This is a genomic window from Tabrizicola sp. T74, assembly GCF_057219935.1.
On the sequence record NZ_JBXVVT010000002.1, the window covers coordinates 84,041 to 106,485 of the forward strand.

The window sequence follows — 22,445 nt, forward strand, 5'->3', positions numbered from 1 at the left end:
CCATCCAATAGGGGAGACTACGGATGAAAAGACTGCTTCTGGCAACCGCCCTTGTGGCCGTCTCGGGTGCGGCCTTCGCGCAGGATGTGGTGCGGCTCGGGACCGAGGGCGCCTATCCTCCCTACAACTTCATCAACGACGCGGGTGAGGTTGCGGGTTTTGAACGCGAGTTCGGCGACGAGCTTTGCAAGCGCGCGGGCCTGACCTGCGAGTGGGTGACGAACGAGTGGGATTCGATCATCCCGAACCTGCAGTCGGGCAACTATGACGTCATCATCGCCGGGATGAGCATCACCGACGAGCGTGAGGAAGTGATCGACTTCAGCCAGGGCTACCTGCCCCCGGCGTCGTCGGCCTATCTGGCGCTGTCGGCGGATGCGGACCTGATGTCGGGCCCGGTTGCGGCGCAGACTTCGACCATCCAGGCGGCCTTCGTGGCCGAGAACGGGATGACCGTCGTCGAATACGCCACTCCGGAAGAAACCGTCGCCGCCGTGAAGAACGGTGAAGCGGTGGCCGTGCTGGCCGACAAGGACTACCTGGCGCCGATCGCGGCGGAATCGGGTGGCGAGCTGGTGCTGCTGGAGAAGGAAGAGTCCATCGGTGGCGGCGTGGGCCTGGGCTTCCGGGACAGCGACGACGACCTCCGGGGCAAGTTCGACGCGGCGATCAAGTCGATGAAATGCGACGGCACGCTGGATGCTATGATCACCAAAGCCGAATACTTCGGGCCCGAGGCAAAGACCTGGGGCGACGCGGGCAAGGAAGGCTGCTAAGCCTGACCGGGCGGGCCTTCGGGCCCGCCCTTTCCACAACGGGACCCGCGAATGTTTTCCGCTTGCGCCGATCCGAAATCCATCGAGGGCCTGATCTGGTACCTCTGCTATTTCACCTCGGCCAAGCATGTCGATTTCTACTGGTCCTTCCTGACGGTCCTCCTCCTTCTCGCCATTACCGCGCCAGCAGCACTTGGCATGGGCTTCATGGGCGCCACCGCCGCCCGGTCGCACATCGCGCCGGTCAGCTGGCTGGGCAAGATCTACATCTGGATGGTGCGCGGGGTGCCCGACATCATCTTCTTCCTGTTCTTCGTCATCGCGCTGGACCAGGCCATCGAGTATTCGAAAAGCTGGGTGGTCTGCGACAGCCACGAATGGCCCTGGCAGGGGCTGGAATTCCGCGTCTGCCCCGAGGCGAAGGTCCCCCTGGGCAAGTCCGCAGCGATCTGGCACCAGGCCTACGGCTTCATGCTGGCGGTCGTCACCTTCGCCATCGTCTTCGGGGCCTTTGTCGCCAACGTGATCTACGGCGCGATGCAGGCGGTCCCCCGCGCGCAGCTGGAAACCGCCGAGGCCTACGGGATGAGCCGCGGGCAAGTCTTCCGCCGCATCCTGGTGCCGCAGATGTGGGTCTATGCGCTGCCGGGGCTGGGGAACCTGTGGATGATCCTGATCAAGGCCACGCCGCTGCTGTTCCTCCTGGGCGTCAAAGACATTGTCTATTTCGCACGGGAACTGGGCGGCTCGAAGACGCAGGCCTATGAATACCCGCACGGCGACTGGCGGCTTTGGTACTTCCTGGGGCTTCTGGTCTTCTACCTGATCTTCACCCGCATTTCCGAGATCGGCATCGCGAAGATCACCCGCAAGCTCAGCCACGGCCAGGCGACAGCGGGCGGCGAAGCCCTGCGGAGGGCCGCGGCATGAGGGGCCAAAAGTCTTCGAAGACTTTTGCAAATTCCTTCGAAGGAATTTGGCCCGGGCGGGAGGCGGCCGCATGAGCATGACCTGCTGGGAAACCATCCAGGCCTATGGCCTGCGTTCGATCGGGATCGGCGAGAACCTGTTGCCCCGGTCCGACTTCACCCTGTGCCAGCAGTTCACCCTGATCGGGTCGGGCCTGATCTGGAATCTCTACTTCGGCATCCTCGCCCTGACCTTCGGCTTCTTCCTGGCCAATGCCGTGGCGCTGGCGAAGAACGCCCGGAACCCGTTGGTCCGCAAGCCCGCCGAATGGTTCGTCTTCGTCTTCCGCGGCTCGCCCCTCTTCATCCAGTTCTTCCTGGCCTACGAGGCGCTGGTCCTGTTGCCGAAGGAATTCACCGTCCTCGGGGTCGAGATCAACACCTCCTGGACCACGCGGGCCTGGGCCGGGGCGCTGCTGGTCCTGTTCCTGAACACCGCCGCCTATTCCGCCGAAATCTTCCACGGCGCGCTGAAGTCGATCCCGAAGGGCGACCTGGAGGCCGCCGAAGCCTATGGCCTGACCGGCTGGAAGAAGTTCATCCGCATCGAATGGCCGACCATGCTGCGGCTGGGCTGGCCCGCCTATACCAACGAGGCGATCTTCCTCTTCCACGCGACGACCCTGGTCTATTTCTCGGGCTTCCCGGCCTTCGCGCAGAAGGGCGATGCGCTCTATTACGCGAACTATTTCGCCGACAAGACCTTCAACCCCTTCATCCCCTACCCGATCGTCGCCTTCTACTTCATCCTGCTGACCCTGGTCGTGACCTTTGTCTATGGCCTGGTGAACCGACGGCTGAACCGGCATCTGCCGTCCAACGCGCGCGCCAGAATCCGCTTGCGTCCGAACCTGATCCGGTAGTAGGCTACTTTTGATCAAATTATCCGGGCACCCGCCCGGACCCCGTGGAAACGCCGAAAAGAAGGCCTGCGGGGCGAGGCGATCAAATCAGGGGAAGGGCCAAGGGCATGGTCCGAACCTGCGCATGAGGCAGCCACGGCTGGCTGCGGGCGCGGGAGCCGTGCCCTGACCTCGTAACGACATGAATATGAAAGACTACCTGAGAAAGCACCCCGATGTGCGCACAATCCGGGTGGCCGCTGCCGACCTGAACGGTCAGGCCCGCGGCAAGCGCGTGCCGGCCCGCTTTGCGGAAAAGGTCGTGAAGGATGGGACGCGGTTCCCCTTCTCGATCCTGAACCTCGACATCTGGGGCGAGGATATCGACGACAGCCCGCTGGTCTTTGAGCAGGGCGATGCCGATGGCGTCCTGAAACCCACCGAACGCGGCTTCATGCCGATGCCCTGGCTGGAGGCCCCGACCGCGCTCCTCCCGATCTGGATGTTCCGCGAAAACGGGCAACCTTACGAGGGCGACCCCCGCCACGCGTTGAACGCCGTCGTCCAGCGCTACAAGGCGCGCGGCCTGACCCCGGTCTGCGCGATGGAGCTGGAGTTCTTCCTGATCGACGACAGCGGCAAGACTCTGCAGGTCCCGCCCAGCCCCCGCTCGGGCAAGCGGCGCAAGGCGGCCGAGACGCTGTCGATCCGCGCGCTAGACGCCTTCGACACCTTCTTCACCGACCTTTACGACGCCTGCGAGGCGATGGACATTCCGGCCGACACCACGACCTCGGAAACCGGGCTTGGCCAGTTCGAGGTGAACCTGATGCATTGCGACGACGCGCTGCGCGCCGCCGATGATGCGTGGCTGTTCAAGATGCTGGTCAAGGGCCTGGCCCGCCGCCACGGCTTTGCCGCCAGCTTCATGGCGAAACCGTACATGGAGTACTCGGGCTCGGGCCTGCACACGCATTTCTCGGTGCTGGACGAAAAGGGCGACAACATCTTTGACTCCGGCGGTCCCAAGGGCACTGCGCAGTTGCGCCACGCCGTGGCCGGCTGCCTGGAGGCGATGCACGATTCGACGCTTCTGTTCGCGCCGCACCTGAACAGCTTTGACCGGCTGGTCCCCGACAAGCACGCGCCGACCGCGATCTGCTGGGGGTATGAGAACCGCACCTCGGCGATCCGCATTCCGGCGGGCAACCCATCGGCGCGGCGGATCGAGCATCGCGTGGCGGGGGGCGACGTGAACCCCTATCTGATGCTGGCCGCGATCCTCGGGGCGGCGCTGTCGGGCCTCGAAGACCAGAAGGAACCGCCGGCGCCGATCACCGGCAACGCCTATGCGATGGACCTGCCGCAGATCCCTGACAGCTGGGAAGCAGCGATCGACGCGTTCGAGCATTCGGACATCCTCTACCGCTTCCTGCCGAAGGACCTGATCCGCAACCTGGTGCAGACCAAGCGGCAGGAGTTGCATTACATCGCCGAGCTGTCGCCCGAAGAGCGGGTGGAACTCTATCTCGACACGGTCTGACCGCTCCTCGTTGGCCTTCGGCCCTCGTCGCCTTGCGAGGAGAAGCCGAAGGCGAACGACGAGCCCCCCTTGACCAAGCCCCCTACTCGCGCCCACCTTGAAGAAAACCGAAGGCTACCCAAGATGCAGATCGGCATTCTCCAGACCGGCGAAAGCCCCGACGCGCTGCGCCATCAGGGCGACTACCCGGATTTCTTCGAGACGCTGCTGGCGGGCAAGGGCCTGACCTTCCGCCGCTGGGCGGTCCTGCGGAACGAGTTCCCGGCCTCGGTGCATGAGTGTGACGGCTGGCTGATCACCGGATCGCGCTTCGGCGCGTACGAGCCGCACGACTGGATTCCGCCGCTGGAGGACTTCATCCGCGCGGCCTATGCAGCCCATGTCCCGGTGGTCGGCATCTGCTTCGGCCACCAGATCATCGCACAGGCGATGGGCGGCAAGGTCGAGAAATTCGCAGGCGGCTGGACCGTGGGGCCCACCGAATACGATTTCGGCGACCGGACCTACAAGCTCAATGCCTGGCACCAGGACCAGGTGGTGAGAAAGCCGGAAACGGCGAAAGTCCTCGCCTCGACCGCGATGTGCGAAAACGCGGCGCTGCTTTATGACGACCGCATGTTCACCGTCCAGCCCCACCCGGAATTCCAGAAGGAGTTCATGGCGGGGCTGATCAAGTACCGGGGGCCGGGTCTGGTCCCCGACGCGCTCCTTGCCGATGCCACCCAAAGGCTCGACACGGACCTCGACAGCCCGTCGATGGCCGACCGGATCGCGGACTTCTTCCTGACCCACCAAGCCAAATCTGGGGCCGAGAAGCTCCGCGCCTGATCCCGATCGGCCGCGGGGGCCACCCCCCAACAATGTGTGACTTATGTCCAAATGGACCGACCAGCTGCCCGAGGCAGCGCGCGACTACATCGGCAACCGCCGGGTAGACGAAGTGGAATGCATCATCGGCGACATCGCCGGGGTGGCGCGCGGCAAGGCGATGCCCGCGGCGAAATTCGCCAAGCAGACCAACTACTTCCTGCCGAACTCGATCTTCCTGCAGACGATCACCGGCGAATGGGCCGACAACCCCTTCGACGCCTTCACCGAACCCGACATGATCCTTGAACCCGACTGGTCCACCGCAACCGCCGCGCCCTGGACCGCCGACGTGACCCTGCAGGTGATCCACGACGCCAAGGACCAGCAGGGCAACCTTGTCCCCTTCAGCCCGCGCAACGTGCTGCGCCGGATCGTCGACCTTTATGCCGCCCAAGGCTGGCGGCCCGTCGTCGCGCCCGAGATGGAATTCTTCCTGACCGCCCGCAACATCGACCCGAACATGCCGGTGATCCCGCCGATGGGCCGCTCGGGTCGCCGGGCAGCGGGCAAGCAGGCCTATTCGATGTCCGCCGTCGACGAATACGGCAAGGTCATCGACGACATCTACGACTATGCCGAAGCCCAGGGCCTGGAGATCGACGGCATCCTGCAGGAGGGCGGCGCAGGCCAGATCGAGCTGAACCTCGCCCACGGCGATCCGGTCCGGCTTGCCGACGACGTCTTCTTCTTCAAGCGCCTGATCCGCGAGGCGGCCCTGCGGCACGACTGCTTTGCCACCTTCATGGCCAAGCCCATCGCGGGTGAGCCCGGGTCCGCCATGCACATCCACACCTCGGTCGTGGACACCAAGACCGGCAAGAACATCTTCGCCGGGCCAAAGGGGGTGGAGACGGAAGCCTTCATGCACTTCATCGGCGGCTTGCAGAAGCACCTTGGTGCCGCCGTCGCCCTGTTCGCGCCTTACGTGAACAGCTACCGCCGCTACGTTCCCGACTTCGCCGCCCCGATCAACCTGGAATGGGGCCGCGACAACCGGACCACCGGCCTGCGCATCCCGATCTCGTCCTCGGCCGCCCGGCGCGTGGAAAACCGCCTGCCGGGGATGGACTGCAATCCCTATCTCGGGATCGCCGCAACGCTGGCCTGCGGCTATCTGGGCCTGATGAACAAGACCCAGGCCCGGCCGGAATTCACCGGCTCGGCCTATGTCGACAACGAGGACATCCCGGCCAACCTCGGCGATGCGCTGGACATGCTGGAAGAGGACACCGCCCTTCACGAGGTGGTCGGCGTCGACTTCATCAAGGTCTACGATTCTGTGAAGCGCAACGAATACAAAGAGTTCCTGCAAGTCATCAGCCCGTGGGAGAGGGAGCATCTGCTCCTCAACGTCTGATGAATCTGCTCCATGTGAACGACCGGCGGGGCGAATACCCCGCCAGCTACTATGCCGCGACCGCCGCGCCCTTGGACAGGTTTCCGATCCTGAAAGGGGCAGTGAAAGCCGATGTCTGCATCGTGGGCGGGGGGTATACCGGCCTTTCCGCGGCGCTGCACCTCAAGCAGAAGGGCTATGACGTCGTCCTTCTGGAAGCGCACCGGGTGGGCTTCGGCGCCTCGGGGCGCAACGGCGGTCAGGTCGGCAGCGGTCAGCGGCAGGATCAGGTCTGGGTCGAAAAGACCGTGGGAAAGGAGAACGCTCACCGGCTTTGGGACCTCGCCGAGGAAGCCAAGACCCTGGTCAAGACCCTGGTGCGTGACCATGCCATGCCGGTCACCTTCCACCCCGGCATCGCCCACGCCTGCCGCACCGAGGCCGAGGTCCGCGACACCCACGCTTACGCGGAAAAGCTCCGGCGCGACTACGGCTACCAGCACCTTGAATCCCTGGACAGAACCGGCATCCGCCGCCTGATCGGATCGACCGAATATGTCGGCGGCGAAATCGACCGCGACGCGGGCCATCTGCACCCTTTGAACTACGCCATCGGCCTCGCGCAGGCGGCCGCCAAGGCAGGTGTGCGCATCCACGAACTCAGCGAAGTCCACCGGGTCGAACCGGGGCCCCGCCCCGTGGTTCGCACGCCTTCGGGGCATGTCGACTGCGCCGCGGTGATCCTGGCGGGGAACGGCTACCTTGGCCAGCTTTCCCCCAAGGTTTCGGCAAAAGTCATGCCGATCAACAACTTCATCGTCGCAACTGAACCTTTGGGTGAACGGGCGAAGGATATCCTCTCCGAACCCGTCGCCGTCGCCGATACGCGCTTCGTCGTGAACTACTGGCGGCTATCCGAGGACAACCGCCTGCTCTTCGGCGGCGGTGAGTCCTACGGCTACCGCTTCCCCGACATCATCAAGACCGTCTCGAAACCCATGCTGCAGGTCTACCCGCAGCTGGCCAAGACCCGGATCGACTATGCCTGGGGCGGCACGCTGGCGATCACGGTGAACCGCATGCCCTGCTTCACTCGCCCCGGCCAGAACATCCTCTCCGCCTCCGGCTATTCCGGCCACGGGGTCGCGATGGCCACCCTCGCAGGCAAGCTCATGGCCGAAGCCACCGCAGGTCAGATGGAACGCTTCGACCTGATGGCGTCCCTCCCGCAGTACCGCTTCCCCGGCGGCGCAGCCTTCCGCTGGCCGCTCCTCGTCACCGCGATGACCTGGTACGCGATGCGGGACCGGCTGGGGCTTTGACCGCGCCCCAGCTTTCTCTTCCCCAAATATCCCACGGGTGCGTTCAGTGGATGCGCCATTGGTTCGAGCACCACTGGACGCGGGGGGTGTGAAACCCCTGGGGCGTCCACCCTCGACTCGTCAGGCCTCAAGCGCCATATCTGTCCCATGTCCCTGCCGAACGGATTCCTCGACGAGCTGCGCACCCGGGTGACCCTCTCCTCCATCGTGGGGCGCAAGGTCACCTGGGACATGCGCAAGTCGAACCTGGCGAAGGGCGACTTCTGGGCGCCCTGCCCGTTCCACCAGGAAAAGTCGGCCAGCTTCCACGTCGATGACCGCAAGGGGTATTACTACTGCTTCGGCTGCCACGCGAAGGGCGATGCGGTCACCTTCGTGAAGGAGTCAGAGAACCTCGGCTTCATGGAGGCGGTGGAGATTCTCGCCCGCGAGGCCGGGATGCAGATACCCGCCCGCGACCCCAAGGCCGCCGAACGCGCCGACCGGCGGACGCTGCTGCAACAGGTGATGGACGAGGCGATCAAGTTCTACCGCCTGCAGCTGAAGACCGGCGCCGGGGCCGAGGCGCGGACGTACCTTGCGCAGAAGCGCCGCCTGAACGAGGCCGCCTGGGACCGCTGGGACATCGGCTGGGCCCCCGCCTCGCGTCACGCGCTGAAGGACGCGCTGGCCGCCAAGGGCGTCTCGCCGGATCTGATGGTCGCCTCGGGCCTGATCGCCAAGGGCGACGACGGCAGCCTCTACGACCGCTTCCGCGCCCGGATCATCTTCCCGATCAAGGACACCCGGGGCCGCCCGATCAGCCTTGGTGGCCGGACCCTGGACCCGAACGTCCAGGCGAAATACCTGAACGGCCCCGAAACCGAGCTTTTCGACAAGGGCCGCAACCTCTTCAACCATTCCCCCGCCCGCGAGGCTGCCGGCAAGGGCAAGCCGCTGATCGTCGCCGAAGGCTACATGGACGTGATCGCGCTGTCCGAGGCCGGCTTCACTGCCGCCGTGGCACCCTTGGGGACTGCTGTCACCGAAGAACAGCTGCGGATGATCTGGAAGATCGCCGATGAGCCAATCATGGCGCTCGACGGCGACAAGGCCGGGATCGCGGCCGCGCAGCGGGTCATCGACCTTGCCCTGCCACTTCTCGAGGCCGGAAAGGCGCTCCGCATCGCGATCCTGCCCGGCGGCCTTGACCCCGACGACCTGATCAAGGCGCAAGGCGCGCCCGCGATGCAGGCCGTCCTGGATCAGGCCAAGCCCATGGTCCAGCTTCTGTGGCAAAGGGAAACCGAGGGCCGCATCTTCGACAGCCCCGAACGCCGCGCCGCGCTGGACAAGACCCTGCGCACCCACCTGGCACGGATCACCGACCCCTCGATCCGCAGCCATTACGCCGAGGAGATGAAGCGCCTGCGGCTGGAGCTGTTCGGCACTGCCCAGTATCGCCCCTTCCAGCCCGGCCCCTTCCGCCCCGGTCGTGGCCGCTATGCGCCCCCCGGCGGGGCCCTTGCGACCACGCGGTCCTCGCTCCTGGCCCAGGCGCAGGGGCCGGTCGAGGAAACCCTGCGCGAGGCGGTGATCCTGGCGATCCTGATTCTGCATCCCGCCCTCATCCACCGCTTTGAATCCGCACTGGAACGGCTGGACCTGAGCGGCGAGGACCATGACACCCTGCGCCAAATGATCCTGGCGGGCGCCGACATGCCTGATCTCTATGCAAAGATCACCGCTTCCGCCCCCGCCGCCCTTGAAGCGCTGCTTGCGCGACCCCATGTCGCCATCGCACCCCCGGTCCGCAACCTTCAGGATGACGAGCTTGCCGCGCTCTGCCTGGCCGAAGAATTGGCGAAACTGGAAGCCCGCCGGGGCGCGCGCCGCGAAATAGAAGATGCGATGGAGGATATGGACGGCCTGCCCGACGAGGGCCTGACCTGGCGGCTTTCCCAGGCCGCCGAGGCCCGTCACCGGTCGGAAAAAAGCGGAATTTCAGACAGTTCGGACCTGGGAGAAGACCGCGCCGCCCTGTCAAGACATCTGCAATCCCTGATCGATAGCCAGGTCTGGGTCAAGAAAAACCGCTGATTCGGCCTTTCCCCCAGCCTGATTCGCGTTATTGATTCGTTTTGCCACGCCCCGATTCGCGCCAAGGAGCACTCATGGCCCTCAAGGACACCGACGACGCCAAGCCGGAAACCGATGACGCGGACGTCTCGCTCGACATGAGCCAGGCGGCGGTCAAGAAGATGATCGCCGACGCGAAGGAGCGGGGCTACATCACCTACGACCAGCTGAACACGGTCCTGCCACCGGAACAGGTGTCCTCGGAACAGATCGAGGACGTGATGTCGATGCTGTCCGAAATGGGCATCAACATCATCGAGGACGAAGAGGTCGAGGAAGGCGAACAGCCCGCCGGGGAACTGGTCGAAACCTCCACCAGCCGCGAGATCGCCGTCGCCGGGGCCACGACCGAGACGCTCGACCGCACCGACGACCCGGTGCGGATGTACCTGCGCGAGATGGGCAGCGTCGAACTGCTGTCGCGTGAGGGCGAGATCGCCATCGCCAAGCGCATCGAGGCCGGCCGCAACACGATGATCGCGGGGCTCTGCGAGTCGCCCCTGACCTTCCAGGCCATCATCATCTGGCGCGACGAACTTCTGAACGAAGAGATCCTGCTGCGCGACGTCATTGACCTGGAGGCCACCTTCGGCCGCAGCCTGGATGGTGACGAAGAAATGGACGGCCCGCCGCTGGACGACGTGGGCGTGGGCGAAGCCGCCCCGCGCCGGTCATCGAGCGCCGAGCCGGAACTGGATGCCGACGGCAACCCGATCCTGCGCGAGATGGACGAGGACGAGGATGACGAAGCCTCGAACATGTCGCTGGCCGCGATGGAAGCCGCGCTGAAGCCCCGCGTGCTGGAGACGCTGGACCTGATCGCGCGCGACTATGACAAGCTGGCTGACATGCAGGAAAGCCGCATGAACGCGACGCTGTCCTCCAGCCAGCGCTTCTCGACCTCGGACGAGGCCGCCTATCAGAAGCTGCGGTCGGAAATCGTGCTTCTGGTCAACGAGCTGCACCTGAACAACTCCCGCATCGAAGCGCTGATCGACCAGCTCTACGGCATCAACAAGCGGATCATGTCGATCAACTCAGGGATGGTGAAGCTGGCCGATGCCGCCCGGATCAACCGGCAGGAATTCATCCAGGAATACCAGGGCTATGAGCTTGACCCCTCGTGGCTGGAGCGGATGGGCCAGAAGGCCGGCCGCGGCTGGCAGGCGCTGATCGAACGCAGCCGCGACAAGGTCGAGGAGCTGCGCGCCGAAATGGCCCAGGTGGGCCAGTATGTCGGTGTCGACATCAGCGAATTCCGCCGGATCGTGAACCAGGTCCAGAAGGGCGAGAAAGAGGCGCGTCAGGCCAAGAAGGAAATGGTCGAGGCGAACCTGCGTCTGGTGATCTCGATTGCGAAAAAGTACACCAATCGCGGCCTGCAATTCCTTGATCTCATTCAGGAAGGCAACATCGGCCTGATGAAGGCCGTCGACAAGTTCGAATACCGCCGGGGCTACAAGTTCTCGACCTACGCGACCTGGTGGATCCGCCAGGCGATCACGCGCAGCATTGCCGACCAGGCCCGGACGATCCGCATCCCGGTCCACATGATCGAGACGATCAACAAGCTCGTGCGCACCGGCCGCCAGATGCTGCACGAAATCGGCCGCGAACCGACGCCCGAGGAACTGGCCGAAAAGCTGCAGATGCCGCTGGAAAAGGGCCGCAAGGTGATGAAGATCGCCAAGGAGCCGATCTCGCTTGAGACGCCCATCGGCGACGAGGAAGACAGCCAGCTTGGCGACTTCATCGAGGACAAGAACGCGATCCTGCCTTTGGACAGCGCCATTCAGGAGAACCTGAAGGAGACGACCACCCGCGTCCTGGCCTCCCTGACGCCGCGTGAGGAACGCGTGCTGCGCATGCGCTTCGGCATCGGGATGAACACCGACCACACGCTGGAAGAGGTCGGCCAGCAGTTTTCCGTGACGCGGGAACGGATTCGGCAGATCGAGGCGAAAGCGCTGCGGAAGCTGAAGCACCCGAGCCGGAGCAGGAAGTTGCGGAGTTTCCTGGATCAGTGAGCCGGACCAGCAAATGGGTGGCCGGGGCGCTGGGGCTTCTTGTTCTGGCGCCGGTGGCCCTGATGTCACGCTACGTCCACTTTCTACCGTCGGAGTGGTGGCTGGAAACGGCGTATCCCTACGCACTGGCGGTCGGGATCATCCTGCCCGCCGTCTGGATCATCCGTGGCCTGAGTGAGCCTGATGGACCGGTCGTCCAACCCTCGGGCCTGCCGGAAAACCACTTTGTCTTCCGCATCTTCCCGGCCCTTGCCGCCTTCGGGCTGATCTTTGTCACGGGCTACATCACGCTTCCCGGGGTGCTTGCACTTGCCCTCGGCGGGTCCACCACCCAGCAAGTGATTGCCCAGATGAACTTCGGCGGAAGCGTCGACCGACCCTCGGCCGGCTGTAGACACAAGTCAGTCATCCGCGATCGCGTTTACGACCTGTTTGGCCGCGTCTGTTTTGACAGCGGGGAAGAAAAGGTGCTGGCGCGGTCGATGGGGACAGAGGTCGTGATCGACTTGCATGGCTGGGGCAACAGCTTCGGCGTCTACTACACGTCAACCGATCCCGTTGGCCCGGCCAACCCGTAAGGTGCGTCTCACAGCGCATCATCCGACGATGCGCTGTGAGCCGCACCCTACGATTTCCCCCACCTTGCGCCCCGGCCCCTCCCGCCGCACACTCCCCTGAACCCCGGAGGTCCCCATGCGCGCAGCCCTTCTCCTCATCCTCCTCGCCAACCCAGCACACGCCACCTGCCAGGAGGAGGAGGTCTTCTCCTGCCCCATCGGCAAGAAGGTGGTCGAGGTCTGCTCCTGGCGGGGCGAGTTGACCTACAGCTTCGGGCGCGAGGGCAGTCCGGAGATCATCCTTTACGAACCGCTGGAGACCGTCGACTACACCCCCTGGCCCGGGATCGGGCGGGCGATCTGGGACATGGTCGCCTTCGAAAACGAGGGCGTGACCTATGAGGTCTGGTCCTCGTTCGACAAGATGGACGAAAACGCGGTTCTGGAGGGCGGGGTCAACGTGCTTAAGGGCGACGAGACGCTCGCCACGCTGACCTGCGACAAGGGCAGCGTCAAATGGGGCCTCGACACGATCAGCGACCTCAAGGCCGGGATCGGCCAGTGCTGGGACTACGACAGCCAGTCCTGGACCACCGCCTGCAACTAGGCGGGCATCGAAATCAAGCCGGTGGGGGGATCACGGCCTCCCAGGCCTCGCCCATCGCCAGGATGCAGGCCGTCCCGTTGGCGTAGCTTTGCACCAGCGTCCAGTCGCCCGAGGCCTTGGTCCAGATCTCCAGCACCGTTTCGGCATCCCGTAGGCCCGCGCCCGTCACGCTCGCCCCCGTCATCCGCTGCACCAGTTCGGTCCGGGGAAAACAGATCACCTCGGCGATCGGGCCATCAGCCGCCGCCGGTCCGGCCACAAGGAGTAGTGGGATGAGTCGACGCCACATGCACGGAATCGTAACACGGGTGTGACAATAATCTACTAACTTTCGGCCTCGACGAAGGGCCAGACCGGGTAGAACAGCCCCGCCTCACGCAGGATGGCACAAAGCCGCAACGCTTCGGCCCGCATCCGAGGGGACATCACCAGAATGTCGGTGTTGGGCTCTCCGGGCGCATTCGCCTCCGGGAAGCGGTTGATGAGCTTGTCCAGCTTCCTCTGGGGATTGTGCGAGTTCGCATGGCCGCGGTTGCGCTTTTCCTCGTATTCTTCCAGCGACTTGACCATGTAGTGATGCAGCACTGCCACCCGGGGTTCATGCCGCCGCATGATCTGGCCGGTCACGAAGTCCGCGTCCTTGTTCGTCGGCGTCACATAGCGCCCTTCCGCAATGTCCTGCCGGTGGATGCCGATGCCCGCAAGCCTTTCGCGCCGGGCAATCCCCTTCATGCTGCGATTGTAGGGCGCGCGGCGTTCGAGGCTTTCGGTAAACCGTTCGATCACTGGCAATGCGCGATAGCGGTCCTGCCCGCCGCTGTTGAACACGACCCAGTTGATGGACACCGCGCTCACCTCGTCATCGAACCGCGCCAGGAACTCGGCGATGGTCCGGTCGCGGCGCAGAAGCAGGAATTCGTCCGCGTCGAAGAAGGCGATCCAGTCGACGGTGGAATTCTTGCGCATGTGCTCATACGCGGCGCGTTGCGGGCGTTCGCCCATCGAATGCGGCCAGTCCAGCCGGATCAGCTCGCCCGCTTCGTCCAGCACCTGCAGGATCTTCTCGGTCCCGTCGGTGCTTTCGTTGTCGTAGATCACGAAATCGGTGAATCCCAGCGCCTTGTAGTGCGCCAGCCATTCGACAATGGCCCGGACCTCGTTCTTCACGATGGCGCAAAGCGCGATGCTTGGGTCGGTCATCAGCCATCGGCCTCGACAAAGGGCCAGACCGGATAGCTTATCCCGGCGTCCAGAAGTATGGCGCGTATCCGCATCGCCTCGGTCCGCATGCGGTCCGACCAGGCAAGAAGGTCGTTGTTCCGCGTTCCCGGCGCGTTGGATATCCGGAGACGTCGGTCCAGCTTGGCCCGCTTCCTGTCGGCATCGTGCGAGTTGGCATGGCCGCGCATGCGCTTTTCTTCGAATTCTTCCAAAGACTTGACCACATAGTGATGCAGCGCCGCCACCTCGACATCGGGCGTCCGGGTCGTTGTGCGCGACTGGAACACGGCATCCGTTCCAGAGGGCGTCACGTAGCGAAGGCCCTTGCGCAGCAGGACGATGTGGATGTGGGTTCCTTTCAGAGCGACGCGCCGTCCAATACACTTGATGATGTGGCCAATGCGCGCCGAGGGGTGCAGGCTTTCGGTAAAGCGCTCGATCACCGGAGCCGCCCGATAGCTGTGCTGGCCACCGCTGTTGAACGGGACCCAGTTCACCGCAATCGCGCCCACGTCGGCTTCGAACCGCCGCAGGAAGTCGGCTATGCTGTCGTCATGCCGCAGAAACAAGAACTCGTCGGCATCAAAGAACGCGATCCAGTCGACGGTCGAGGACTTCCGCATGTGATTGTAGGCCATGGTTTGCGGATTCTCCCCAACGGTGTGCGGCCAATCGATCCGGATCAGCTCACCCGCTTCGTCCAGTGCCTGCAGGATCTTCTCGGTCCCGTCGGTGCTTTCGTTGTCGTAGATCACGAAATCGGTGAACCCCAACGCCTTGTAATGCGCCAGCCATTCGACGATGGCCCGGACCTCGTTCTTCACGATGGCGCAAAGCGCGATGCTGGTCATGGGGCTTCGACCTTGGTGCAGGGCCAGATCGGGAAACTTAGCCCCGCCTCGCGCAGGATGTCGCTGGTGCCGTCGGTGCTTTCGTTGTCGTAGATCAGGAAATCGGTGAAGCCCAACGCCTTGTAATGCGCCAGCCATTCGACGATGGCGTGGATCTCGTCCTTGACGATGCCGCACAGTGCGATGCTTGCCACGCCTTGCCTCTTTCCCCCGGCGCGTGCCGCCCTCACGCCTCTGTCCCCCTCATCTATGCATCCGACCGCCCACGGTTCAAGTCGGCGTGAGTCCCCGCCGCCACAGTGCCGCCCCCATATTCTGCGGCACGAATAAGGGGCTTCCCGAAATCCATGCGCCTCCCCTATAGTCTGTAGCGGGGAACCGGGGGATACACCCGGCCTTGAGGCAGGAACAACCACAAAGCAAGGGAGGGGGCCGATGCGCTGCCCGTTCTGCGGCAACATCGACACGCAAGTGAAGGACTCGCGCCCTGCGGAGGATCATGTCTCGATCCGCCGTCGGCGCTTTTGCCCGGCATGCGGCGGCCGCTTCACCACCTATGAACGCGTCCAGCTGCGCGATCTGGTCGTCATCAAGTCCTCGGGCAAGCGCGAGGATTTCGACCGTTCGAAACTAGAACGCTCGATCCGGATCGCGATGCAGAAGCGCCCGATCGACCCCGAACGCATCGACCAGATGATCTCGGGCATCGTGCGGCGGCTGGAGAGCCTTGGCGACACCGACATCTCGTCCAAGGTCATCGGCGAGATCGTGATGGAAAGCCTGGCGCGGATCGACACCGTTGCCTACGTGCGCTTTGCCAGCGTTTACAAGAACTTCCAGACCGCTGACGACTTCGACGGCTTTGTCTCAGAGCTTCGGCCCGGAGCCGCCGGGGAAGAGTGACCGACACCGAACACATGGCCCATGCCCTGCGCCTTGCCGCGCGGGGCCTTGGCAATGTCTGGCCGAACCCGGCGGTGGGCTGCGTCATCGTCAAGGACGGGCTGGTGGTGGGGCGGGGCTGGACCCAGCCGGGCGGCCGCCCCCATGCCGAGGTGCGCGCCCTGCAGCAGGCGGGGCCCTTGGCCGAAGGCGCCACCGCCTATGTCACGCTGGAACCCTGCGCCCATCACGGCAAGACGCCGCCTTGCGCCGAGGCGCTGATCGCCGCGCGCGTCTCCCGGGTCGTCACCGCGCTGACCGACCCTGACCCGCGCGTGTCCGGCAAGGGCCATGCGATGCTGCGGGCCGCAGGGATCGCGGTGACCGAAGGCGTCCTGCCGGGCCCGGCGCGGCGGTTGAACGTGGGGTTCCTCAAGCGGGTGACACGTGGCCTGCCCTTCCTGACCCTGAAACTGGCTGCGACGCTGGACGGTCGCATCGCCACGGCCAGCGGGGAAAGCCGCTGGATCACCGGGCCCGAAGCTCGGCGCAAGGTGCATGCGCTGCGGCTGGCCCACGACGCGGTGATGGTCGGGTCCGGCACCGCGCTGGCCGATGACCCTGACCTGACGGTCCGCGACATGGGCACGGTGCGGCAGCCGGTCCGCATCCTGGTCGACCGCGCCTTGCGGCACGCGCCCAACAGCCGCCTTGGCCGCACCGCCCGCGCTCATCCGGTCTGGGTCCTGCATGGCCCCTCCGCCCCTGCCCCGGCGCGGCAGGCCTGGGGCGCCACGGGGGCCGAGCTGATCGAGGTGCCCGAGACGACCCAGGGCCTAGACCTTGCCGCCGCCCTGCGCAGCCTTGCCGACCGCGGCCTGACCCGCATCCTCAGCGAAGGCGGCAGCACGCTGGCCGCAGCCTTGATCCGGGCCGGGCTGGTCGATGACCTCGCGCTCTTTTCCGGCGGCGCGCTGATCGGGGCCGAGGGGCATCCGGCGCTGGGTCCGCTGATGCTGTCCGCGCTGGCCGACGCCCCAAGGCCGCGGCTTTTGGAAACTGATCGGCTGGGGCCGGACCTCTATTCGCTGTGGCAGATGCAGGACGGCGCCTGACGAGGGTCAGCGCGGCAGCTTGTCCTCGTCCAGGGGCACGCTTGCCCCGATTCCAAGCCGCACATCCTCGACCGCCTTTTCGATGGCGACGACGCAGCTATGGCAGACCTCATACGTGACATGCGTCGGGTGCCGTTCGCCGATATCGTCGCAGGAGGTCCAATCGGTCTCCCCGTCCAACCGGACATTGCCGCAGAACGAACATTTCACATCCGCCGCCGCCGGGTCGTAGTGCCAGCGGTTCAGGGGCGGCGAGTAGTGCCAGGCGTCCTTCAGGTCATGCACCATCAGCGCGCGATCATCCTTCATCGGCTGGATGGTCATCTGGAACTTGCGGGCCATGCTGGGCGAATCGCAGCGATACTCAAGCCGCAGGGTGCGCTTGTGCTCCAGCACTGCGTCGATCATGCGGGCGGTCTCGGCCCGCGTCTCGGACCCGGCGATATGCGCCATCACCGAAGTCGACAGGACGGCGTTGGAGGTAGCCGAGTTCGCCCCGCCGTTAAGCGCGAACTCATCCCACTCTCCCCCAACCCAGAGTACCCGATATTCGCTGTCTACAACTGCGTAGACCTGCAGGAACTTCACTGCTCTCGCCCTCCCCAGCGTAGTCAGCGAAGGGACCTTAGCACAGTTCTGCAGAAAATCCCGTCCGAAGTTTACACTTCTGGCAGTTTTTCCACAGGAAACGCTGACCAGTGTCAGCGCAACTTGACAACCTCGCCTGACCTCGCAGGAAGCACCACTGCGCGGGCGGTGGCGGCGATATCGGCGGCCGCCAGCCCAGCCCAGGCGTACATCTGCGACGGACTTGCCTGGTCGATGAACCGGTCCGGCAGGGTCATGGTGCGCACCGCTCCGCGTCGGTCCAGCGCGCCGGTTGCGGCCAGGTGGTGCAGCACCAAGGCCCCGAAACCGCCGGTCGAGCCCTGTTCCACCGTCACCAGCGCTTGGTGGTGGCGGTAGAGCTGGTCGATCAGCGCGTGGTCCAGCGGCTTGGCAAAGCGGGCATCGGCGACCGTGACGGACAGGCCCTCGGCTTCCAGGATCGTGGCGGCAGCCAGCACTTCAGACAGATGCGCGCCAAAGGATAGCAGCGCAACATCCCCGCCTTCGCGCAAGACACGGCCCTTGCCGATCTCCAGCGGCGTCCCGCGTTCGGGCAGCGCCACGCCCATCCCCTCGCCGCGCGGATAGCGCAGCGCGGTCGGCCCCTCGTCATGCCGGGCGGCGGTGGCGATCATATGGACCAGTTCCGCCTCATCGCCTGCCGCCATCACCGTCATGTTCGGCAGGTTCGCCAGGTACATCGTGTCGAAGGCCCCGGCATGGGTCGCGCCGTCCTGCCCCACCAGCCCGGCGCGGTCGATCATGAAGCGGACGGGCAGGTTCTGCAGTGCGACGTCATGGACGATCTGGTCATAGCCGCGCTGCAGGAAGCTGGAATAGATCGCGCAGAACGGCCGCATCCCCCCCGCCGCCAGCCCCGCCGCGAAGGTGACGCCATGCTGTTCGGCAATCCCTACGTCGAACACCCGCGCCGGGAAGCGCTTTTGCATCACGTCAAGGCCCGTGCCCCCCGGCATCGCTGCGGTGATCGCCACGATCCGCGGGTCACGCGCCGCCTCGTCCGTCAGCGTCTGGCCGAAGACCGCCGTATAGTTCGGCGCATTCGCGGGCGTCTTGTGCTGCTTGCCGGTCGCAATGTCGAACTTGGCGACGCCGTGGTACTTGTCGTCCGCGCCTTCCGCCGGGCCATAGCCGCAGCCCTTTTTGGTCACGACATGCAACAGGACCGGCCCCTCGGCCTTGTCGCGCATCGAGCGCAAGGCATGCAGCAGCATCGGCACGTCATGCCCGTTGACCGGGCCAAAGTAGGAAAAGCCCAGCTTTTCAAACAGCGTCACGCCGCCCGGGCGGTCGCTGACCATCTCGCGCGCCCGCCGCGCGCCTTCGCGCAAGGGGCCGGGCAGCGCCTCTTCGATCCCTTCGGCGATGGCCTTCAGCGTGGCCAGCGGGCCCTTCTGCGCAATGGAATTCAGGTAGGTCTGCATCGCCCCCACCGGCGGGGCAATCGACATGTCATTGTCGTTCAAGACCACGAACAGCCGGGTACCAAGGTGACCGGCATGGTTCATCGCCTCGTAGGCCATGCCCGCCGTGATCGCCCCGTCGCCGATGACGGCCACGGTATCGCCCACCGCCTGCCCCATCTCGCGCGCCATGGCAAAGCCCAGGGCCGCCGAGATCGAGGTCGACGAATGCGCCGCCCCGAACGGATCGTATTCGCTTTCCGACCGCTTGGTGAACCCGCTCAGGCCATCCGCCTGGCGCAGCGTCAGCATCCGGTCGCGGCGGCCGGTCAGGATCTTGTGCGGATAGCACTGGTGACCGACGTCCCAGATCAGCTTGTCGCGGGGCGTGTCAAAGACCGCGTGCAGGGCGACGGTCAGCTCGACCACCCCCAGCGAGGAGCCGAGATGCCCGCCGGTCTGGCTGACGACCTCGATCACCTCTTGCCGCAACTCGTCGGCCAGTTGGGTCAGGTCGCGGTCGGGCAGCGCGCGCAGGTCGGCGGGGCTGGCCACGCGGTCAAGCATCGGCTTGGGGGTCAGGGCGGCGGAACCGGGCGCGGTCATGGCGGCCTCCTTGGGGTCAAAAGGTGCCGTGTGGGGATTGGCCACACGGCACAAGTGCCTGTCGTCCGACAGGAAGGGAACCGGGGCCCGGAGGTCCCGACATCCGGACCCGTGGGAGGGTCAGGATCGGCAAGGCGGGCCCGAAGCATCGGCCTCGGACCCGTGGGTCTTTCAGGCCACCTCGGCCACAAGCGGCATCTCAAGCGCGGCCATCGGGTCCGGCGTCTGGCGGCTTTCCTCGGGGAGAAGCAGCCCGACCAGGTAGATCGCCCAGACCAGAAGCACGATGGCGATGACGAAGGCCGCGGCGTACCCGGCCCCCCTCAGCATGTGGCCAAGGCCCCAGTACACCAGGCTGGTCTGCTTGCTTTCCTCGAAGTAATCGTTCGGCATATCGACCTCCTTAGTCGAGCGGCGCGTAGCCGTGCTCTTGTGCCCAGACGTACCAGTTGTCGACGACCGTGCCCGTCAGCAGGATGCCGATGCCGCCGGTCAGCGTGACCAGCACCGCAAACCACCAGGCCCAGCGGTGGATCCCTTCCATCGTCGCGTTGAACCCCATGGTCCAGCGCCAGAAGAGAGCCGCCCGTTCAGAGGCGGTGCCCCGGTCGGCGATCTGCTCAAGCTCCCGGTCGCCGCCAAAGCGGCTTACGGCCAGGATCGTCGCCCCGTGCATCGCGAACAGCAGCGCCGATCCATAGAGGAAGACGATGCTAAGCGCGTGGAACGGGTTGTAGAACAAGTTGCCGTATTGCAGCGAGAAGTTGTTGGTCCAGTCGAGGTGGCTGAAGATGCCGTAGGGCACGGCATGGCTCCACGACCCCATCAGGATCGGCCGGAACAGGCCCAGCACCAGGAACAGCCAGATTGCGCTGGCGAAGGCCCAGCTCACGTGCTTGCCCATCCCCAGAGCCTGCGCACGCAGGTAGGTACGGACCCACCAGGCGCAGACGCTTACCAGCAGGAAGAAGCTGGCGATGATCCAGACCCCGCCTTCGGCCAGCGGCGCGAAGCCCAGGCCGTATTCCTCGGCCGGGGGTTCCAGGCTGAACCAGAACAGGTCGCGGGCAAAGACCGCCGGGTTGTAGCCCGCCTGGTACCAGTACCACAGGCCCACAGTGACGAACCAGGCAAGGCCAGCGGCCAGCGAGATCACCCCCATCGTGCCCAGGTAGACCGGCCCAAGCTGCGCGTTGCCAAACCAGCCGGCCAGCGACGAGAACCTTGCCCCCGTGGTCCGGTTCGACAGTTCGACCTCTTCGGTCATCCCCATCTCGGGCAGCCCGCGCACCTGAACTTGCGTGAAGATGTTCTGATACTCAGCCATTTACGCCTCCCGGAATCCCAGCCCACCAGGGCAGTTGCAGCCACCAGTCCCACCAGACGACCCACTGGTCGAACCAGATCGTGCCCGAGATGACGATGCAGACCGCCGACCAGAACCCGGCATTCAGCGCCAGCAGAAGTCCCAGGCGGTGGATGCCCAGCGTGCCGACCGAATAGCCGATCAGGTCGCGGAAGTAGGTGTCCTCGTGGTCCGGCGTCCGCATCTCTTTCCCCTTTTCGGGGTTGGCCGCCGACAGGATCAGCGCGCCATGCAGGGCCAGGGCCAGCGCGTTGGTGAAGAAGAAACTCACCGCGATCATGTGCGCCGGGTTGTAGTGGAAGTTGCCGTAGGTGTAGCCGGTGTTCGACACCCAATCGAGGTGCGTCCAGATCCCGTAGGGGAAGGCATAGCCCCAGGCCCCCATCAGGACGGGGCGGATCACCACCAGCGTCACATAGGCGAAGATCGCCATGCCGAAGGCAAAGGGCACGTGGTAGCCCATCCCCAGCTTGCGGCAGATTTCGACCTCGCGCAGGGCCCAGGTCACGAAGGCCCCGATCGCGCAGATCGTGATGATTTGCCAAAGCCCGCCCTCACGCAGGGGGGCCATCGCCAGGCCCGCTTCGACGGGCGGCGGGTTGATCGAGATCAGCCAGGGGTTCCAGGTCCCCTGCAGCACGGCCCCGTACAGGATCAGCACCGTGCCAAGCACCGCAAAGAAGAAGGTCAGGACCCCGAAGAACCCGACATAGAAGGGGCCGACCCAGAAGTCGAACAGGTTGCCCCCGATCAGCGTGCCTCCCGGCACGCGGTATTTTCGTTCGAAGCTGAGCAGTGCCATGCTTCCCTCTCGCGTTTCTTTCCGGTCAGGGCCGCCGTCGGGCGCAGGCGGTGAGGCGATGCCGGATATGTGTCAGACGTCAGGTTGTCAGGGGCGGCAGGCGCAGGGCTACGCCGCCCCCAACGAAGCGCATGGCCTATTCGCTGGCTGCTTCCGCCGCGACGTAGCCGTGCTTGGCGGACGCGATGTCGAACCAGTTGTAGGCAGGCGTGCTGAGCAGCACGAGGTGGATCATTGCCGCCAGGAGGAACAGGAACACGCCCTGTGCCACGAAGACGCGACGAGGATCGAAGATGAGCCAGATCTTGTAGAATTTGGACATTTATCGTTCCTCCTCAGAACCACGGGCGCCAGAAGAACACTGCCGCATGTGCAACGACGGCGATGATCACGAACAACCAAAGCCCTTGCATGTAGACGGAGTGCAGTTCTTGCGCCTGCTCGTCGGTGAGACCTGTGAAACTCAGGTCGGATCTATCAGCCATTCTATCCTCCGGATTGGCAGACTGACGCCGCATCCCCTGCGGCTGGGTACACGGGGCAGCGGACTGCTGCACCGTTGGTTCCGGAAGGGCCGGGGTTTCCCCCGCCCCTCCCGAAGGC

General features: G+C 65.0%; 24 protein-coding genes. 13 read left to right on the forward strand and 11 right to left on the reverse strand.

Annotated elements, in window-relative coordinates; translation table 11 throughout:
• Positions 1–23 precede the first annotated feature (23 nt).
• The 11 genes from AC2EAL_RS07100 (at position 24) to AC2EAL_RS07150 (ending at position 12,966) form a co-directional block, all read left to right on the forward strand.
• Positions 24–776, forward strand: coding sequence for a transporter substrate-binding domain-containing protein (locus AC2EAL_RS07100; RefSeq protein ID WP_484723501.1), 753 nt, complete (start codon positions 24–26; stop codon positions 774–776).
• Between the two features lie 51 nt (positions 777–827).
• Entirely contained in the window at positions 828–1,706 is an 879-nt protein-coding gene (locus AC2EAL_RS07105; RefSeq protein ID WP_484723502.1) for an ABC transporter permease, read from the forward strand.
• A gap of 76 nt (positions 1,707–1,782) precedes the next feature.
• Positions 1,783–2,607: an ABC transporter permease gene (locus tag AC2EAL_RS07110; RefSeq protein ID WP_484723946.1), complete on the forward strand. Its 825-nt coding sequence runs from the start codon at positions 1,783–1,785 to the stop codon at positions 2,605–2,607.
• A 187-nt stretch (positions 2,608–2,794) separates the two neighbouring features.
• Complete coding sequence (locus AC2EAL_RS07115) at positions 2,795–4,129, forward strand: glutamine synthetase family protein (RefSeq protein WP_484723947.1); 1,335 nt, start codon at positions 2,795–2,797, stop codon at positions 4,127–4,129.
• 123 nt (positions 4,130–4,252) lie between these two features.
• Positions 4,253–4,957: a type 1 glutamine amidotransferase gene (locus tag AC2EAL_RS07120; protein WP_484723503.1), complete on the forward strand. Its 705-nt coding sequence runs from the start codon at positions 4,253–4,255 to the stop codon at positions 4,955–4,957.
• A 43-nt stretch (positions 4,958–5,000) separates the two neighbouring features.
• Complete coding sequence (locus AC2EAL_RS07125; RefSeq protein WP_484723504.1) at positions 5,001–6,356, forward strand: glutamine synthetase family protein; 1,356 nt, start codon at positions 5,001–5,003, stop codon at positions 6,354–6,356.
• A complete protein-coding gene (locus AC2EAL_RS07130; RefSeq protein WP_484723505.1) occupies positions 6,356–7,657 on the forward strand; it encodes an NAD(P)/FAD-dependent oxidoreductase in 1,302 nt (433 codons plus the stop codon). Before AC2EAL_RS07125 ends, AC2EAL_RS07130 begins: the two co-directional genes overlap by 1 nt.
• Positions 7,658–7,804: 147 nt before the next feature.
• Positions 7,805–9,736: a DNA primase gene (dnaG, locus tag AC2EAL_RS07135; protein WP_484723506.1), complete on the forward strand. Its 1,932-nt coding sequence runs from the start codon at positions 7,805–7,807 to the stop codon at positions 9,734–9,736.
• Positions 9,737–9,810: 74 nt separating this feature from the next.
• Positions 9,811–11,802, forward strand: a complete 1,992-nt coding sequence (gene rpoD / locus AC2EAL_RS07140) for an RNA polymerase sigma factor RpoD (protein ID WP_484723507.1) — start codon at positions 9,811–9,813, stop codon at positions 11,800–11,802.
• Positions 11,799–12,380, forward strand: coding sequence for a hypothetical protein (locus tag AC2EAL_RS07145; RefSeq protein ID WP_484723508.1), 582 nt, complete (start codon positions 11,799–11,801; stop codon positions 12,378–12,380). The genes rpoD and AC2EAL_RS07145 overlap by 4 nt, the downstream gene beginning before the upstream one ends.
• A 115-nt stretch (positions 12,381–12,495) precedes the next feature.
• Positions 12,496–12,966: a hypothetical protein gene (locus tag AC2EAL_RS07150; protein ID WP_484723509.1), complete on the forward strand. Its 471-nt coding sequence runs from the start codon at positions 12,496–12,498 to the stop codon at positions 12,964–12,966.
• 13 nt (positions 12,967–12,979) lie between these two features.
• Here the strand turns inward: AC2EAL_RS07150 and AC2EAL_RS07155 are convergent, their stop codons facing one another.
• From AC2EAL_RS07155 to AC2EAL_RS07170, 4 genes are read right to left on the reverse strand one after another with little or no spacing between them, the layout of a single operon-like run.
• The gene (locus AC2EAL_RS07155; protein ID WP_484723510.1) at positions 12,980–13,255 is read right to left on the reverse strand and encodes a hypothetical protein; all 276 of its coding nucleotides are present in this window, start codon (positions 13,253–13,255) and stop codon (positions 12,980–12,982) included.
• A 35-nt stretch (positions 13,256–13,290) separates the two neighbouring features.
• Entirely contained in the window at positions 13,291–14,166 is an 876-nt protein-coding gene (locus AC2EAL_RS07160; protein ID WP_484723511.1) for a glycosyltransferase family 92 protein, read from the reverse strand.
• Positions 14,166–15,038, reverse strand: coding sequence for a glycosyltransferase family 2 protein (locus AC2EAL_RS07165; RefSeq protein WP_484723512.1), 873 nt, complete (start codon positions 15,036–15,038; stop codon positions 14,166–14,168). Before AC2EAL_RS07165 ends, AC2EAL_RS07160 begins: the two co-directional genes overlap by 1 nt.
• On the reverse strand, positions 15,035–15,232 hold the full coding sequence (locus tag AC2EAL_RS07170) for a glycosyltransferase family 2 protein (RefSeq protein ID WP_484723513.1): 198 nt from the start codon (positions 15,230–15,232) through the stop codon (positions 15,035–15,037). Before AC2EAL_RS07170 ends, AC2EAL_RS07165 begins: the two co-directional genes overlap by 4 nt.
• Positions 15,233–15,473: 241 nt before the next feature.
• Between AC2EAL_RS07170 and nrdR the strand changes: the two genes are divergently transcribed.
• Together nrdR and ribD are read left to right on the forward strand one after the other, a co-directional pair.
• Positions 15,474–15,941 (forward strand): transcriptional regulator NrdR, encoded by a 468-nt coding sequence (gene nrdR, locus AC2EAL_RS07175; protein WP_128514091.1) that lies wholly within the window; start codon positions 15,474–15,476, stop codon positions 15,939–15,941.
• Positions 15,938–17,035, forward strand: a complete 1,098-nt coding sequence (gene ribD / locus AC2EAL_RS07180; protein ID WP_484723514.1) for a bifunctional diaminohydroxyphosphoribosylaminopyrimidine deaminase/5-amino-6-(5-phosphoribosylamino)uracil reductase RibD — start codon at positions 15,938–15,940, stop codon at positions 17,033–17,035. Before nrdR ends, ribD begins: the two co-directional genes overlap by 4 nt.
• Before the next feature lie 6 nt (positions 17,036–17,041).
• Here the strand turns inward: ribD and AC2EAL_RS07185 are convergent, their stop codons facing one another.
• From AC2EAL_RS07185 to pufB, 7 genes are all read right to left on the reverse strand, one after another.
• Complete coding sequence (locus AC2EAL_RS07185) at positions 17,042–17,623, reverse strand: hypothetical protein (protein WP_484723515.1); 582 nt, start codon at positions 17,621–17,623, stop codon at positions 17,042–17,044.
• 113 nt (positions 17,624–17,736) lie between these two features.
• Positions 17,737–19,674, reverse strand: a complete 1,938-nt coding sequence (dxs, locus tag AC2EAL_RS07190; protein ID WP_484723516.1) for a 1-deoxy-D-xylulose-5-phosphate synthase — start codon at positions 19,672–19,674, stop codon at positions 17,737–17,739.
• Between the two features lie 171 nt (positions 19,675–19,845).
• Complete coding sequence (pufX, locus tag AC2EAL_RS07195; RefSeq protein ID WP_484723517.1) at positions 19,846–20,067, reverse strand: RC-LH1 core complex protein PufX; 222 nt, start codon at positions 20,065–20,067, stop codon at positions 19,846–19,848.
• A 10-nt stretch (positions 20,068–20,077) separates the two neighbouring features.
• A complete protein-coding gene (gene pufM, locus AC2EAL_RS07200) occupies positions 20,078–21,001 on the reverse strand; it encodes a photosynthetic reaction center subunit M (protein ID WP_484723518.1) in 924 nt (307 codons plus the stop codon).
• Complete coding sequence (gene pufL / locus AC2EAL_RS07205; protein WP_484723519.1) at positions 20,994–21,842, reverse strand: photosynthetic reaction center subunit L; 849 nt, start codon at positions 21,840–21,842, stop codon at positions 20,994–20,996. Before pufL ends, pufM begins: the two co-directional genes overlap by 8 nt.
• A gap of 136 nt (positions 21,843–21,978) precedes the next feature.
• Positions 21,979–22,164: a light-harvesting antenna LH1, alpha subunit gene (pufA, locus tag AC2EAL_RS07210; RefSeq protein WP_484723520.1), complete on the reverse strand. Its 186-nt coding sequence runs from the start codon at positions 22,162–22,164 to the stop codon at positions 21,979–21,981.
• Between the two features lie 13 nt (positions 22,165–22,177).
• Positions 22,178–22,327 carry a light-harvesting antenna LH1, beta subunit gene (gene pufB / locus AC2EAL_RS07215; protein ID WP_484723521.1) on the reverse strand — a complete coding sequence of 50 codons (150 nt, stop codon included), beginning with the start codon at positions 22,325–22,327 and terminating at the stop codon, positions 22,178–22,180.
• Positions 22,328–22,445 lie beyond the last annotated feature (118 nt).

Coding starts and splice junctions, on each gene's coding strand:
- rpoD (WP_484723507.1), top strand. CDS start 9,811: ATGGCCCTCAAGGACACCGACGACGCCAAGCCGGAAACCGATGACGCG.
- AC2EAL_RS07165 (WP_484723512.1), bottom strand. CDS start 15,038: ATGACCAGCATCGCGCTTTGCGCCATCGTGAAGAACGAGGTCCGGGCC.
- nrdR (WP_128514091.1), top strand. CDS start 15,474: ATGCGCTGCCCGTTCTGCGGCAACATCGACACGCAAGTGAAGGACTCG.
- AC2EAL_RS07100 (WP_484723501.1), top strand. CDS start 24: ATGAAAAGACTGCTTCTGGCAACCGCCCTTGTGGCCGTCTCGGGTGCG.
- pufX (WP_484723517.1), bottom strand. CDS start 20,067: ATGCCGAACGATTACTTCGAGGAAAGCAAGCAGACCAGCCTGGTGTAC.
- pufL (WP_484723519.1), bottom strand. CDS start 21,842: ATGGCACTGCTCAGCTTCGAACGAAAATACCGCGTGCCGGGAGGCACG.
- AC2EAL_RS07125 (WP_484723504.1), top strand. CDS start 5,001: ATGTCCAAATGGACCGACCAGCTGCCCGAGGCAGCGCGCGACTACATC.
- dxs (WP_484723516.1), bottom strand. CDS start 19,674: ATGACCGCGCCCGGTTCCGCCGCCCTGACCCCCAAGCCGATGCTTGAC.
- AC2EAL_RS07120 (WP_484723503.1), top strand. CDS start 4,253: ATGCAGATCGGCATTCTCCAGACCGGCGAAAGCCCCGACGCGCTGCGC.
- AC2EAL_RS07105 (WP_484723502.1), top strand. CDS start 828: ATGTTTTCCGCTTGCGCCGATCCGAAATCCATCGAGGGCCTGATCTGG.
- AC2EAL_RS07150 (WP_484723509.1), top strand. CDS start 12,496: ATGCGCGCAGCCCTTCTCCTCATCCTCCTCGCCAACCCAGCACACGCC.
- pufB (WP_484723521.1), bottom strand. CDS start 22,327: ATGGCTGATAGATCCGACCTGAGTTTCACAGGTCTCACCGACGAGCAG.
- dnaG (WP_484723506.1), top strand. CDS start 7,805: ATGTCCCTGCCGAACGGATTCCTCGACGAGCTGCGCACCCGGGTGACC.
- AC2EAL_RS07110 (WP_484723946.1), top strand. CDS start 1,783: ATGACCTGCTGGGAAACCATCCAGGCCTATGGCCTGCGTTCGATCGGG.
- pufA (WP_484723520.1), bottom strand. CDS start 22,164: ATGTCCAAATTCTACAAGATCTGGCTCATCTTCGATCCTCGTCGCGTC.
- AC2EAL_RS07155 (WP_484723510.1), bottom strand. CDS start 13,255: ATGTGGCGTCGACTCATCCCACTACTCCTTGTGGCCGGACCGGCGGCG.
- AC2EAL_RS07160 (WP_484723511.1), bottom strand. CDS start 14,166: ATGACCGACCCAAGCATCGCGCTTTGCGCCATCGTGAAGAACGAGGTC.
- AC2EAL_RS07115 (WP_484723947.1), top strand. CDS start 2,795: ATGAAAGACTACCTGAGAAAGCACCCCGATGTGCGCACAATCCGGGTG.
- pufM (WP_484723518.1), bottom strand. CDS start 21,001: ATGGCTGAGTATCAGAACATCTTCACGCAAGTTCAGGTGCGCGGGCTG.
- AC2EAL_RS07130 (WP_484723505.1), top strand. CDS start 6,356: ATGAATCTGCTCCATGTGAACGACCGGCGGGGCGAATACCCCGCCAGC.